The organism is Christiangramia marina (genome assembly GCF_048285865.1).
Taxonomy (GTDB): Bacteria; Bacteroidota; Bacteroidia; order Flavobacteriales; family Flavobacteriaceae; genus Christiangramia; species Christiangramia marina.
Genome location: NZ_JBLVTK010000003.1, coordinates 112,502 through 126,029 on the forward strand (window position 1 = coordinate 112,502; position 13,528 = coordinate 126,029).

A 13,528-nucleotide genomic window follows, 5' to 3' on the forward strand; every position below is an offset into this window, starting at 1 on the left:
GATTTGCGGTTGCAAATATAAACCACTTTATAAATTAAACAATGCTTTTTTTGGGAAAAGTTCAGGTAAGTTTAAAAAAATAAAAACTCCCAATCGGAAGTTTTTGATTTTCAGTATAGATACGGTTTTAGAAATTTAGCTTTCTCTGATCAATTTTTTTTCCAGACCAACTGCAGCCACTACTAATTGATGCAGTAAGCTTGGATTTTTATCCATTTTTTCAAAAACCTGTATGTATAAATGATTAAACCTTCTGATTAATTCGAGTGTTTGAAGTGAAACACTGAAAAAATTTCCCGAATCGCGAAGCTCTTCAATAGAATCCTTTACAGACTCGATATGAGATATTTCTTCATCGGTACTTTGGATATAATGTTCTTGCTGTAGCATACCACTAGTTATTTGGTTAGCCAAAGCAGATGTATTCTAATAGATTGGGTATTCAAATATAATTTGATAATTTAATTTAAATCTGAGCTACTGGCACTTTTAGTTGAAGTATGAGAAAAAATCGGTAAGAGGTAAAAAAACTATAATTCGAATATTATTTTACATTTGTGGTATCGACCAGAAATATTCCAGAACATTCATCAAACTACAATTTACCATTGCACACCAACTCAAATAATTTCCTGAAATCGCGATACACAGAAGTATGAACGATTGGATAATTTATCTTCTGGGCTTTATCGCTCAACTGCTTTTTTCAGGGAGGATGATCGCACAATGGCTGCTTTCAGAAAAGAATAAACGGGTGGTTACACCTCAATTCTTCTGGCATATTAGCTTGCTCGCATCTTTTTTATTATTTATTTATGGATACCTACGGGACGATTTTGCCATTATGCTGGGGCAAACGCTTACTTATTTTATATACATCAGGAATTTGCAGTTGCAGGGCGACTGGAAAAAAATAAATAGGTATGTAAGGGTTTTTCTCTGGATATTTCCTTTGTTCGTGGTGATCTATGGGTTTAACAACAATCAGTATGACGCTGCAGCTTTATTTAGAAATGTGGATATTCCTATGTGGTTACTGGTCGTCGGGACTGCAGGACAACTTATTTTCACCCTTAGATTTATTTATCAATGGGCTTATTCTGAAAGAAGAAAATCTTCCTCCTTACCACTTGGTTTCTGGATCCTGAGCTTACTTGGATCGTCGTTGATCATCTATTATGCGATCCTTAGAGAAGACCCTGTGTTACTAGCAGGTCATAGTTTTGGTGTTATTATGTATCTTAGAAATATCTATATTCAGAAGAATGAAGTTAAAGGATAATTACTTTCTGCTTTTACTATTTGTTTGCTTCGCAATATTCTTTGTGAATCTCGATGCCATCTTTGTAAATATCATGGAAGCAAGAAATTTTGCTACCGCTCGGGAAATGATCAATCTTGATCACTGGATCTTTACAACCCTTAATAATGAACCACGCTACGAGAAACCGCCTTTACCTACGTGGCTAACTGCGGTATCCATGATGTTATTTGGAATGAAGAACCTGATCGCAGCTAGGTTACCAGCCGCTGTCATGGGCAGCATCGTAAGTATCTTTCTTTATAGACTTGGCCTCAAATTCACTAATAATAGTAAGTATGCGTTCATTAGCGGACTTATAGGCGCTACCAGTTTCTATATACTCTTTTCAGGAAGGGATGGCCAGTGGGACATTCATACTCATGGCTGGATGATCATGGCTATATACTTTCTGTTCCAGATCTTTCAGGATACAGGAAATTCCATGAAAAACGCTGTTTTAAGCGGAATCTTTATTGGATGCTCTTTTCTAAGTAAAGGTCCGGTATCCATGTATGCGCTGCTATTGCCATTTTTGATCTCTTTTGGATTCGTATATCGCTATAAAAGTTTCAAACATTACTGGAAACCAGTATTGCTAACAGTTAGTATTGCACTAATAATTAGTGCTTCCTGGGCCATCTATGTATATCTTCTGGACACCAATGCGGTTTCTAAAATCACAGATAAAGAAACCGGTCGCTGGCTGGATTATAACGTAAGACCGTTTTATTATTATTGGAGCTTTGTTGTCCAGAGTGGTATCTGGACTATTCCGAGTTTCGTAGCTCTTTTATATCCCTATCTTAAGAATAAAGTTTTTGATAAGAAAGCTTATAAGTTTACCCTCATCTGGACTCTTTGTGCAGTAGTGCTTTTATCCATTATTCCCGAGAAGAAGTCCAGGTATTTACTACCTGTGATGCTCCCAATGGCATTGAATACAGCATTCTATATAGAGTACTTATTTCGCAGGTTCGATATCCTTCCGAAGAAAGAATCTTGGATTGTATATTTCAATTTCGGACTTATTGCGTTGATCGGAATCTCATTTCCACTCGCAGGGTATCTATATTTTGGGGATCGGGTTCAGAATTTCCTGGGCTGGTATATTACGATCTCTATTCTCCTGTTCACCATAGGACTTATGATTTTATGGTACTTAAAGAATAGAAAGATCAAACCAGTTTTTTATCTTACGGTATGGTTTATTATTAGTGTTATATTCTTTGGTTTGCCTATAGCTTCGAAAATTGAAAAGAATCCATCATATCAAAGTATTTCCATTGTCGATGTTTACAGGGAACGAATGGACGTTAAAGTATATGAGTTTCGGGGTTTTACTCCGGAAATGATTTGGGAATATGGTCAGCCAATAGAAATTCTGTATGATGGTGAAAATTATAAAAGACCTGAAGAATCTCACTTTTTGCTGTTGGCTACGGAAGAGGAAAAAGAAGAAGTGATCGAAACTTTTGAAGGGTATACTATTGAAAAGATCGAAGAGATCGATATGAATCCTGTTGGTAATAAACACAAGGAACGTTTATACAGAGATCTTTATAAAATTGACAAATTTTAAATAATTCAGACATGGTTGATTATCCAATTAAATTCAGACCAATACTTCAGGAAAAAATATGGGGCGGGAATAAGCTTCGTGATATTTTGAATAAAACGACCGATAAGGAAAACGTCGGGGAGAGCTGGGAGATTTCCGGAGTAAAAGACTTTATTTCTGAAGTTAGTAATGGTTCAGAAAAAGGACAGAAACTAACAGATCTTATTAAGAAGTATAAAGCAGATCTAATGGGGGAGGAGATCTATAAAAGGTTTGGAGATGATTTTCCGCTGCTTATTAAGTTTATTGATGCAAAGACAGATCTTTCAGTTCAATTACATCCTAATGATGCATTGGCTAAGGAAAGACATGACTCATTCGGTAAAACTGAAATGTGGTATGTGATGCAAGCCGATAAAGGTTCTAAATTGAATATTGGTTTTAATAAAACAACCAATAAAGAAGAATACGTAGATTACCTCGAAAACAAGAAGATTCTTGATATTTTAAATTTTGAAGAAGTAAATAAAGGGGATTCGGTATTCATAAATACCGGGAAGGTTCATGCGATAGGAGGAGGAATCCTGCTTGCTGAAATTCAGCAAACTTCAGATATTACCTATAGAATATATGATTGGGATCGAGTAGATAGCGAGGGCAATAGCCGCGAACTACACACAGAACTTGCGCTGGATGCTATAGACTTTGAGAAGAAAGATGATTATAAGCTTGAATTTGATCATGTAGAGAATCATTCTTCAGAAATTGCCAGCTGTGAGTACTTCACTACAAACTATCTTCCGGTGAAAGGCAAACTCAAAAAGAAACTTTCCAACCTGGATTCTTTTGTCATTTATATGTGTGTTTCAGGCGAAGCTCAAATTAAAATTGGTTCCAATTCCGAAGAGATTAATGCGGGAGAATCGGTATTAATTCCAGCAAACACAAATGAGGTGGAGATTTCTGCTGAAAACACAGAACTTCTGGAAGTCTATATAAAATAGATTCCAGAAGTTCTGAAAAATTAGAAATTGAGAATATTGTCTATTTTCTTAAGTTCTTCTGAGCTAAAATGAATGTTCCTGATAGCTTTCAGGTTGTCTTCTAACTGAGATTTTCTGCTTACCCCAACTAAGACAGACGTTACTCTTTGATCTTTTAATAGCCATGCTACGGCCATTTGCGCAAGACTTTGTTCACGTTTTTCAGCTAACTCGTTCAGCTGCTGAATTTGTGAAACCACTTCATCTGTAATTTGTGCTTTATCCAGATAACTACCCTCTGTAGCAGCTCGCGAATCCTTCGGAATCCCTTTAAGATATTTACCAGTTAGAATGCCTTGTTCAAGAGGAGAAAAAACGATACTTCCAAGTCCGTTTTCCTCCAGTGTATCCATTAGTCCATTTTCAACCCAGCGATCGATCATGTTGTAACGGGGCTGGTGAATTATAAAAGGTGTTTTCAGATCCTTCAGAATCTTGGCAGCTTTGGCCGTTTCTTCAGCATTATATTGTGAAATACCAACATACAAAGCTTTTCCATCTCTTACGATTTGGTCCAGAGCGCCCATTGTTTCTTCTAGAGGTGTTTCCGGGTCTGGTCTGTGATGATAAAAGATATCTACATAATCAAGACCCATTCTTTGCAGGGATTGATCCAAACTCGCGATCAGGTACTTTCTGGAACCAAAATTTCCATAAGGTCCGGGCCACATATCCCATCCGGCTTTGGAAGATATGATGAGCTCATCTCTATATTGCTTGAAATCCTGCTTAAAGAACTTTCCGAAGTTACTTTCGGCAGAACCGTATGGCGGGCCATAATTGTTGGCCAGATCAAAATGCGTTATTCCATTATCGAATGCGGTCTGGAGAATCTCCCGCGCATTGTCCTGGTCATCATGATCTCCGAAATTATGCCAGAGACCCAAGGAAAGTAAAGGCAACTTTAAACCACTTTTACCACATCTTCGATAATCCATAGTATCATACCTGGAGTCTGCTGCATTATAATTACTCATATTATGATTTTCCCGGCAATTTAGAAATTATTGGGGCAACCCTAAACTTTAAGGAGCTAATTAATTCCTGGCAAAAGATAGGTATCCGGAATTTCCTTCAGCATTTTCCTCCAGCTTTAAGTTGATCTCAGATCCATCAGCCGAGATAACATCATAAGCATTCGTGAGATCTCCCAGTTTTCCATTAGGAGTGAAAAAGATCATGAAATCAAGATCATTGGATGGGTCAAATTCTGTCCCGTTATCATCGGAAACTCTCCAGGTTCCATTAAAAGATCCCAAGTTAGAATCTGCAACCAGTTCATTCGAACTTTGGAATATAAATGTATAATTTTCAAGATCATCGGTCTTATTCTGACCATTTTCAGTAAAACTGGTAATTCGCCATTCAGAATCCAGTAAGATCTCATTTAAAGCAATTATTTCAGTTTCTAACAATTCCATGTCATCATTGTCTGTGTCGCAGGATACGATAAAAAACATAAAAAAAATTACTAACAAACAGTTCAATCTTTTCATAGGGTGGGGATTTTTTTGTTCGGTTTAAACGTAAAGTTATAAAGAGAAATAGAATAAATTAAGAAATATTTAAGAATTAACATTTATAGTCAATTACTACATCTTCAGCTAAATAGCATTCAAATCTTTCAGAAGGTTAAAAATATTATGTATTCAGTAATATTAAGAGGATACCGGATTTGTTTCGAAGTTTAGTCTAAATCGTGAGCTAAGTTAATCCTAACAAAGCCTTAGGCTAAAGGATACTACTTGTACCCTAATTTTGCTCTTTAGTTTTCGAATCAGTTAAAGCAAATTTATTAAGGACGATGAACCTGGTTAATATTTCCAAAGAAGAGAATTGTTATAAGATCAAAAGTGTCAAATATGTAAAGGTATTTGGGACGACTTTGTATAGTTATGACAAAATATTCGTGAAGCAAACTGAATCCAATCAATGGATAAATGAGAACACAAATAAAGAGGCTACACAAGCTGAATCTTTCAAATTAGATAAATGGTTGAAAGACCACCGAAAGTTTATTGAAAAAGGCTGATTTCAGAACTTTAATGACGAAGGCTCAAGTCCTCAGGTTGAATTAAGCTAAAATTAGCCTAAAGTTTGAGGGTTTGTTTAGTCATACGTTCAATTTCCGATAACTTTAAAAATGATTAACCAATCAAATTAAATATAATGAGTAGTAAGAAAAAGAATTTTGCGCGGTTTGGAATGGCTGCGAAAGGTGCAGTTTATTGCCTAATTGGAGTTTTAACAGCAATGGCTGCGTTTGGTCAGGGTGGACAAAAATCTGGGAGTAAAGGTGCATTGCAATATCTAGCACAACAGTCATATGGACAGGTTTTACTTGTAATTATGGGAATTGGACTTCTTGGATATGTATTCTGGAGATTGTATCAGGTATTTTATAACCCAGGAGAATTTGAAGATAATCTAAAGGGTTATGGAAAGCGGATAGGGTATTTTATTAGCGGACTCATCTACGGTGGTTTGGCTTATTATTCTTTCAAATTAGCTTTTGGTAGCAGTAGTTCAGGTGGTTCTGGCGGAATGATGGGTGGCATTATGTCTGGATCTAATGGTGACACCATTGCCATTATTATTGGTATGGGTATGGCGATAAAGGCTATCTATGACTTGTATCGGGCTTATTCTGGAAAATTTCGTGAAGAAGTGGAAGAAGCAGGAATGGATCAAAAAGAACAGAAGTTGCTTATTAATGCCGGTAAATTTGGACATACTGCCAGAGGATTAGTATTGGGGCTTATGGCTTATTTAACGTTGAAGTCCGGACTTTCCAGCGGTAGCAATGTTAAAACTCAAACCGATGCATTTAGTTATATACAGGCAGAATTTGGGTCTATTGCACTAGGTATCGTAGCAATAGGTCTAGTTGGATATGGAGTTTACATGCTCATAAAAGCGAAATATCCATCTATTACTATAGCCAGTCTTAGATAGTAGCGATATTAGATATAACAGAAGCCTGCTAATTCAGCGGGCTTTTTTTATAGCATTTTCTGAATGTCAATGAACAAGTAGTTCATATTCATTTTACAATTCTGGAGTTCAATTTAACATTTCTTTTTTGTGGGTAATAGTTTTCGAGAATACTTTTGCGTTCCGAATGAAAAATGCATTTCATAAATATTTCCTGTCTGTAGTTTTACTGCTGTTTAGTGTTTTTGCACTTATTCAGGCAAAATCACTTTATCCGGGTGCATTAGATTCTTTTGGTGAGATCTCCTCTAACCTGTCTGAGAATTTTACGGCAAAGCAAGAGTTTTTTAAATCATCTCCAGGAGCTAATTCAGCTTCACAAAAAAGATTTATTGAGCTTACTGAAAGTGAGGAATCTGAAGTTTTAAACAAAGAAAGCAGAAATAACCTGAACCTGCTTTCAGGAAATGTATTTGCATTTCTATTTTTGATATTTACCTGGGAGTGCTATCTCAAAAATAAGCTTTTGTCTCTCATAAGTGAGAATGATGACTCCCGAACGGTTCTCTCTAAACGCTACATTCAGTTCGAGACTTTTCGAATTTAAATCAACTTCTTATACATGCACTAGCATGTAAAATCTTGTTTTCAAAGATCTTTTGAAGGCAAATCTGGTGCGTCTCAATTTCTCTTGAGCGGCCTCCCAAATTTCAATTTCATTTATAAAATTCATTTAATTATGAAGAAAATTCCAATTTTCATTGGTCTTATAGCCATGCTGTTTGCTATTGGCTGCGATTCTCACAAAGAAGAAAAACACGAGGCAAGAACCTACCAGGTTACTACGCCTGTGCTTAAAGACACCTCAATTACTAAAGAATACCTGGCTCAGATCCATTCTATCCGGCATATCGAACTCAGAGCTATGGAAAAAGGATATCTACAAGACATATCTGTTGATGAGGGAGACTATGTACATAAAGGACAGAAAATGTTCCAGATTATGCCAAACATTTACCAGGCAGAATTGCAAAAATCTAAAGCTGAGGCTGAAGCAGCCTCTATAGAATATGATAATACCAAATTACTTTCAGATAGCGATGTAGTCTCACCAAATGAGCTTGCACTTGCCAAAGCGAATCATGATAAGGCCAAGGCTGAAGTTAATTTAGCTCAAACGCACTTAAATTTCACGTCTATTAAAGCACCTTTCGATGGAATTATGGACCATTTACATGTGCGTGAGGGAAGTATGCTTGAAGAAGGTGAACTTCTTACAACGCTATCAGACAATAGCGAAATGTGGGTTTACTTCAACGTTCAGGAATCTGAATACCTGGATTATATAATGGGTGCAGATAAAGACAAAGAACAACATGTTGAACTTCTATTGGCAAATAATAAAATCTTTAATCAACCCGGAATCGTGGAAACTATAGAAGGAGAATTTAATAATGAAACCGGTAATATCGCCTTTCGAGCAAATTTTCCTAATCCTGATGGCATTTTAAGACACGGGGAAACTGGAAACATTCTTATGAAAATTCCATTGCAGCATGCCCTGTTAATTCCTCAAAAAGCAACCTTCGAAGTATTGGATAAAAAATATGTTTTCGTGATTGATGAAAACAATGTCCTACGGCAAAAGGAGATCAAAATAGGATCTGAAATTCAGCATTTATTCGTGGTCAAAAGCGGACTCGGTCCCAAAGATAAAATCCTTCTGGAAGGGATACGCCTGGTTAAAAACGGCGAAAAGATCAAGTATGATCTGGTAGATCCTGAAAAAGTGATCTCTGGCCTGGATATGTACGCGGAATAATTGCTAAAACCTCAAAGAAATGTTTAGAAAATTTATAAAGAGACCAGTACTCGCTATTGTGATCTCGGTAATGATATTATTTGTGGGTGGTCTGGCCATTAAGCAATTGCCTATCTCGCAATTTCCTCAAATTGCGCCTACTACCGTAAATATCTTTATCGCTTACCCGGGGTCTAGTGCAGATGTACTCGTAAAATCAACGCTCATACCATTGGAAACCGCTATCAACGGGGTCCAGGATATGCGCTATATCGCTTCTGATGCAACCAGTGCGGGAGAAGGAACCCTGAGAATTATTTTTGAACCGGGAGTAGATCCCAACGATGCCGTTGTAAGGGTGAAGACCCGGGTAGACCAGGTGTTGCCTTTGCTGCCAGAACTGGTACAGCGAGAAGGAGTGATCATTACTCCGGTTCAGCCGAGTATGCTAATGTATGTGAACCTGTATAGTACAGAAAAGGATACAGATGAGAAATTTCTATATAATTATGCATATACCAGAATAGTTCCGGAGATCCAAAGGATCGAAGGGATAGCGAATGCACAAATTCTGGGAAGTAGAAAATATGCCATGCGGGTTTGGTTGAAACCTGACCGAATGAGAGCATATAATATTTCAGCAGAAGAGGTCCTGGAAGCCATGGAAGAGCAAAGTATTCTTGCTCGTCCCGGTAGAATTGGTCAGAGTTCGGGGATAAAAGCCCAGGCCCTGGAATATGTGCTTACCTATAGGGATCGTTTCAGTGAGCCCGAAGATTATGAAGAAATCATTCTAACTTCTAATAAAGAAGGTCAAACGGTTCGCCTGGGCGATGTGGCCAATGTAGAACTGGGAAGCGAATTCTTCGATATTTATTCAAACCTGGACGGTAAGCCTTCTGCTTCGATTGTACTCAAACAGACTTTAGGAAGTAATGGGAGCGATGTGATTAAAGACGTAAAGGAGAAGCTGAAAGAGTTAAAGCAAGACCTGCCACCTGGAGTAGATTACGAAATAAGTTATGATGTTTCCAATTTCCTTGATGCTTCGATAGAACAGGTATTACACACGCTAAGAGATGCCTTTATACTCGTTGCGATCGTGGTATTCCTGTTTTTGGGAGATTGGAGATCTACATTAATTCCTATTATTGCCGTTCCGGTATCTCTTATTGGGGCATTCTTCGTCATGCAAATGTTCGGCCTATCCATTAACCTCATTACGCTCTTTGCATTGGTATTGGCGATTGGGATTGTGGTAGATGATGCCATTGTAGTAGTGGAAGCGGTTCACTTAAAAATGGAAGAAAAGAACCTCACTCCTTACAAGGCCGCTTCTGAGGCTCTTGGAGAAATAGGAGGAGCCATTCTGGCCATCACCATGGTTATGGTTTCGGTATTTATCCCGATCTCGTTCATGTCTGGACCGGTAGGGGTATTCTACAGGCAATTCTCGATCACTATGGCCGGAGCTATTGTAATTTCTGCAGTAGTAGCGCTTACCCTCACGCCGGTTCTCTGTGCGATGTTGCTGAAGAATAACCATGGAAAACCTCGAAAAAAATCACCTATCAACAGGTTTATAAACTGGTTTAACCACGGATTCGAAAAACTTACCGGAAGATATGTAGGTTTCCTAAAATACGTGGTGAATAGAAGGGTTCTTACCTTCGGAGTGCTTTTAGCCTTCTGTGCGGGAATACTGGTAACCAATAATATACTTCCTTCTGGTTTTATTCCGAATGAAGACCAGGGGATGATCTACGCGATCGTTCAGACTCCACCGGGTTCCACGCTGGAACGTACTAACGAGGTAGCTCATAAACTAATGAAGATTTCTGAAGAGATAGAAGGTGTGGAATCTGTTTCTTCGCTTGCCGGGTACGAGATCATGACCGAAGGTCGTGGTTCTAATGCCGGTACCTGTTTGATCAACCTTAAACCATGGTCGGAACGCGATCACTCGGTACATGAGATCATGGAAGAACTGGAAGAGGAAACTAAAGATCTGGGTGCGGTGATAGAATATTTTGAACCGCCCGCAGTGCCAGGATTTGGTTCTTCGGGAGGTTTTTCTCTGAGATTGCTCGATAAAACGAACTCTACAGATTATCAGGAGTTTGAAAGGATCAATAACCAGTTTCTTGAAGCGCTGGGAGAGCGAGAAGAGCTAAGCGGATTATTTACATTTTTTGCGGCCAATTATCCGCAATATGAATTGCAGATCAATAACAAAGCGGCCATGCAAAAAGGGGTCTCTATTGGGAAAGCCATGGAAAACCTGAACATTCTTATTGGGAGTACTTACGAACAGGGATTCATCAAATACGGTAGGTTCTTTAAAGTATATACCCAGGCCGCTCCAGAATATCGTGCGTTGCCTTCAGATCTCGAAGAACTATATGTTAAGAATGACGAAGGTGAAATGGTTCCCTATTCTGCTTTTATGAAACTGGAGAAAAAACTGGGACCAAATGAGATCACACGTTATAACCTTTATAACTCTGCTGCTATTCGTGGGTTACCTGCCAAGGGATATACCAGTGCAGATGCCATTGAGGCGATACGTGAGGTAGCTGCAGAAAAACTTCCGCGTGGTTACGATATTGCCTGGGAGGGACTTTCTTACGATGAAGCCAGCCGTGGGAACGATGCGCTATATGTATTCGGGATCGTCCTGATTTTTGTGTATTTCGTGCTGGCGGCACAATATGAAAGCTTTCTTTTACCGTTCGCGGTATTGCTCTCGCTACCGGTTGGAGTTTTTGGCTCATTTTTAATGCTGAAACTAATGGGACTTTCTAATGATGTGTATGCCCAGATCGGGATGATCATGCTTATTGGTCTTCTAGGAAAGAATGCTGTATTGATCGTGGAATTTGCCGTTCTCAAACATAGGGAAGGAGCAACCGTGCTGGATGCGGCCATTGAAGGTGCTAAAATGCGTTTCAGGCCAATTTTAATGACATCGTTCGCGTTCATTGCCGGTCTTATTCCGTTAGTGATCGCTACCGGAGCGGGAGCCATCGGGAATAGAACCATTGGAGGTTCTGCCATGGGCGGTATGTTCATTGGAACGCTCTTCGGAGTAATAATTATTCCGGGGCTTTATTTCATCTTCGGAAAAATGGCTGAAGGTCGAAGTTTGATCAAAGATGAAGAAAGTGAATCTATTTCAGAAGAATTCATAAGAAATAATGAAGGCGAAGGAAGTGTTCGCAACAGGCTGAAAAAGATGAACAGACAATTGAAAAAATTAATGAAAAGAAAAGAAGATGAACAATAGAAAGATCTTCACGATCAAAAGGAATAGATCCTGGATAATACTGGTATTGGCAGTTTCTATGCTATATAGTTGCGTTCCCTCCAGGGAAATTCGCGAGGAAAATAAAAGCCTCCCGGAAAGTTATCAGGAAAATGTTATTCAAGATACGTTGAATACCGCCGTCATGGAATGGAAGCAATTTTTTGCAGACCCGAACCTCGTTAGTTTAATAGATACCGCCCTGGTAAATAACCAGGAACTTAATATTATGCTGCAAAGAGTGTCTGTGGCCAGGAACGAGATAGGGGCAAGAAAAGGCGAATACCTTCCTTCTTTAAATATTCAGGCAGCAGCTGAAGTAGAAAAAGTTGGCAGGTACACTAGCCAGGGCGCTAATGATGCGACTACAGATATTAGGCCCGGAGAGGAATTTCCGGAGCCTCTGCCAAATTATTTGGTGAGTGCATTTGCCTCCTGGGAACTGGATGTGTGGAAGAAACTGCGCAATTCCAAAAAAGCCGCGGTTATGGAATATCTTTCTTCCGTAGAGGGAAAGAATTTTATGGTCACGAACCTAATTTCTGAGGTTGCCGAATCTTTCTATGAGCTTCAGGCTTTAGATAACGAGTTAGCAATCATAGAGCAAAACCTGGAATTACAAACGAATGCTCTCAAAACCATACGAATTCAGAAGCAGGCAGCCAGGGCTACCGAGCTTGGGGTGCAACGTTTTGAAGCTGAAGTTTTAAAGAACAGAAGTGAGAAATTCGCCGTAAGACAGGAGATCGTAGAAACCGAGAACAGGATTAATTTCCTGATAGGAAGAATGCCGCAGCCAATTCACCGGGAATCAGCAGATTTTGTAGAAAGAAAACTGGATACTATGTATACCGGAGTTCCTTCTCAATTGCTGGAAAACAGAGCCGATATCAGGCAGGCAGAATTTGAACTTTCAGCTGCCAGGTTAGACACGAAGGCTGCGAAAGCTAATTTCTATCCTTCGTTTACGATCAGGGCTGGAGTAGGTTTAGAGTCATTCAACACCAAATTTTTGACTTCTACTCCAGAGTCTTTGTTGTATTCCCTGGCTGGAGATATGGTTGCACCGCTTATTAACCGTAACGCCATCAAAGCTGAATATAATTCGGCGAACGACCGGCAGTTACAGGCAGTTTTCGAGTATGAGAAGACCATCTTGAACGCTTATATGGAAGTGCAGAATCAACTTTCTAACCTGGAGAACCTAAGACAGAGTTACGTGCTGAAGGAAGAGCAGGTGGCAGCACTTACCAGGTCTATAGAACTCACTAATAAACTATTTAGATCTGCTCGTGCAGATTATTTAGAAGTCCTGCTTACGCAAAGAGAAGCCCTGGAATCTAAAATGGAACTGGTAGATACCCGAAAGAATCAATTAATGGCTCGTGTAGCCATGTACCGAAATCTTGGTGGTGGCTGGCAGTAGTGATGTTTAATTTGTTTTAGCAGTAAGCCATTTCATTTATTCGAAATGGCTTTTTTGATGTTGTACTAATCAACTAGATAAGTGGTCAGATTATTATTTTTTTCAGTAAAATTTCTTTGATGAAATAAAATGAAAAAAGCCTGTCAATCAAAAGATCAA

The 13,528-nt window shown here is 38.8% G+C and carries 12 protein-coding genes; 9 read left to right on the forward strand and 3 right to left on the reverse strand.

The genetic code is table 11. The features are described 5' to 3' along the window. Positions 1-135 precede the first annotated feature (135 nt). Positions 136-414, reverse strand: a complete 279-nt coding sequence (locus ACNKXS_RS11280; protein WP_417920930.1) for a hypothetical protein — start codon at positions 412-414, stop codon at positions 136-138. A 241-nt stretch (positions 415-655) separates the two neighbouring features. Here ACNKXS_RS11280 and ACNKXS_RS11285 point away from each other — a divergent pair, with 241 nt between their 5' ends. Genes ACNKXS_RS11285 through ACNKXS_RS11295 form a run of 3 tightly spaced genes read left to right on the forward strand, consistent with a single transcriptional unit; the run spans position 656 to position 3,865 of the window. Further along, entirely contained in the window at positions 656-1,282 is a 627-nt protein-coding gene (locus ACNKXS_RS11285; RefSeq protein ID WP_417920931.1) for a lipid-A-disaccharide synthase N-terminal domain-containing protein, read from the forward strand. Beyond that, positions 1,266-2,882, forward strand: a complete 1,617-nt coding sequence (locus tag ACNKXS_RS11290; RefSeq protein WP_417920932.1) for an ArnT family glycosyltransferase — start codon at positions 1,266-1,268, stop codon at positions 2,880-2,882. Before ACNKXS_RS11285 ends, ACNKXS_RS11290 begins: the two co-directional genes overlap by 17 nt. Positions 2,883-2,893: 11 nt before the next feature. Continuing rightward, a complete protein-coding gene (locus tag ACNKXS_RS11295; RefSeq protein ID WP_417920933.1) occupies positions 2,894-3,865 on the forward strand; it encodes a type I phosphomannose isomerase catalytic subunit in 972 nt (323 codons plus the stop codon). Positions 3,866-3,885: 20 nt separating this feature from the next. On the opposite strand, the gene mgrA is transcribed toward ACNKXS_RS11295, so the two are convergent. Both mgrA and ACNKXS_RS11305 read right to left on the reverse strand, forming a co-directional pair. Next, positions 3,886-4,881, reverse strand: a complete 996-nt coding sequence (mgrA, locus tag ACNKXS_RS11300) for an L-glyceraldehyde 3-phosphate reductase (protein ID WP_417920934.1) — start codon at positions 4,879-4,881, stop codon at positions 3,886-3,888. Positions 4,882-4,941: 60 nt separating this feature from the next. Further along, entirely contained in the window at positions 4,942-5,364 is a 423-nt protein-coding gene (locus ACNKXS_RS11305; RefSeq protein ID WP_417920935.1) for a hypothetical protein, read from the reverse strand. 344 nt (positions 5,365-5,708) lie between these two features. Here ACNKXS_RS11305 and ACNKXS_RS11310 point away from each other — a divergent pair, with 344 nt between their 5' ends. The 6 genes from ACNKXS_RS11310 (at position 5,709) to ACNKXS_RS11335 (ending at position 13,369) form a co-directional block, all read left to right on the forward strand. After that, positions 5,709-5,936, forward strand: coding sequence for a hypothetical protein (locus ACNKXS_RS11310; protein WP_417920936.1), 228 nt, complete (start codon positions 5,709-5,711; stop codon positions 5,934-5,936). Between the two features lie 137 nt (positions 5,937-6,073). Next, positions 6,074-6,859, forward strand: a complete 786-nt coding sequence (locus tag ACNKXS_RS11315) for a DUF1206 domain-containing protein (protein WP_417920937.1) — start codon at positions 6,074-6,076, stop codon at positions 6,857-6,859. Positions 6,860-7,025: 166 nt separating this feature from the next. Next, positions 7,026-7,445, forward strand: a complete 420-nt coding sequence (locus tag ACNKXS_RS11320) for a hypothetical protein (RefSeq protein WP_417920938.1) — start codon at positions 7,026-7,028, stop codon at positions 7,443-7,445. A 132-nt stretch (positions 7,446-7,577) separates the two neighbouring features. Continuing rightward, the gene (locus ACNKXS_RS11325; RefSeq protein WP_417920939.1) at positions 7,578-8,660 is read left to right on the forward strand and encodes an efflux RND transporter periplasmic adaptor subunit; all 1,083 of its coding nucleotides are present in this window, start codon (positions 7,578-7,580) and stop codon (positions 8,658-8,660) included. 19 nt (positions 8,661-8,679) lie between these two features. Continuing rightward, the gene (locus tag ACNKXS_RS11330; protein WP_417920940.1) at positions 8,680-11,925 is read left to right on the forward strand and encodes an efflux RND transporter permease subunit; all 3,246 of its coding nucleotides are present in this window, start codon (positions 8,680-8,682) and stop codon (positions 11,923-11,925) included. Further along, entirely contained in the window at positions 11,915-13,369 is a 1,455-nt protein-coding gene (locus ACNKXS_RS11335) for a TolC family protein (RefSeq protein ID WP_417920941.1), read from the forward strand. Before ACNKXS_RS11330 ends, ACNKXS_RS11335 begins: the two co-directional genes overlap by 11 nt. Positions 13,370-13,528 lie beyond the last annotated feature (159 nt).

Bases quoted from the DNA above. Each gene is read 5' to 3' on its own strand.
- ACNKXS_RS11285 (WP_417920931.1), top strand. From the start codon at position 656: ATGAACGATTGGATAATTTATCTTCTGGGCTTTATCGCTCAACTGCTT.
- ACNKXS_RS11290 (WP_417920932.1), top strand. From the start codon at position 1,266: ATGAAGTTAAAGGATAATTACTTTCTGCTTTTACTATTTGTTTGCTTC.
- ACNKXS_RS11295 (WP_417920933.1), top strand. From the start codon at position 2,894: ATGGTTGATTATCCAATTAAATTCAGACCAATACTTCAGGAAAAAATA.
- mgrA (WP_417920934.1), bottom strand. From the start codon at position 4,881: ATGAGTAATTATAATGCAGCAGACTCCAGGTATGATACTATGGATTAT.
- ACNKXS_RS11305 (WP_417920935.1), bottom strand. From the start codon at position 5,364: ATGTTTTTTATCGTATCCTGCGACACAGACAATGATGACATGGAATTG.
- ACNKXS_RS11310 (WP_417920936.1), top strand. From the start codon at position 5,709: ATGAACCTGGTTAATATTTCCAAAGAAGAGAATTGTTATAAGATCAAA.
- ACNKXS_RS11315 (WP_417920937.1), top strand. From the start codon at position 6,074: ATGAGTAGTAAGAAAAAGAATTTTGCGCGGTTTGGAATGGCTGCGAAA.
- ACNKXS_RS11320 (WP_417920938.1), top strand. From the start codon at position 7,026: ATGAAAAATGCATTTCATAAATATTTCCTGTCTGTAGTTTTACTGCTG.
- ACNKXS_RS11325 (WP_417920939.1), top strand. From the start codon at position 7,578: ATGAAGAAAATTCCAATTTTCATTGGTCTTATAGCCATGCTGTTTGCT.
- ACNKXS_RS11330 (WP_417920940.1), top strand. From the start codon at position 8,680: ATGTTTAGAAAATTTATAAAGAGACCAGTACTCGCTATTGTGATCTCG.
- ACNKXS_RS11335 (WP_417920941.1), top strand. From the start codon at position 11,915: ATGAACAATAGAAAGATCTTCACGATCAAAAGGAATAGATCCTGGATA.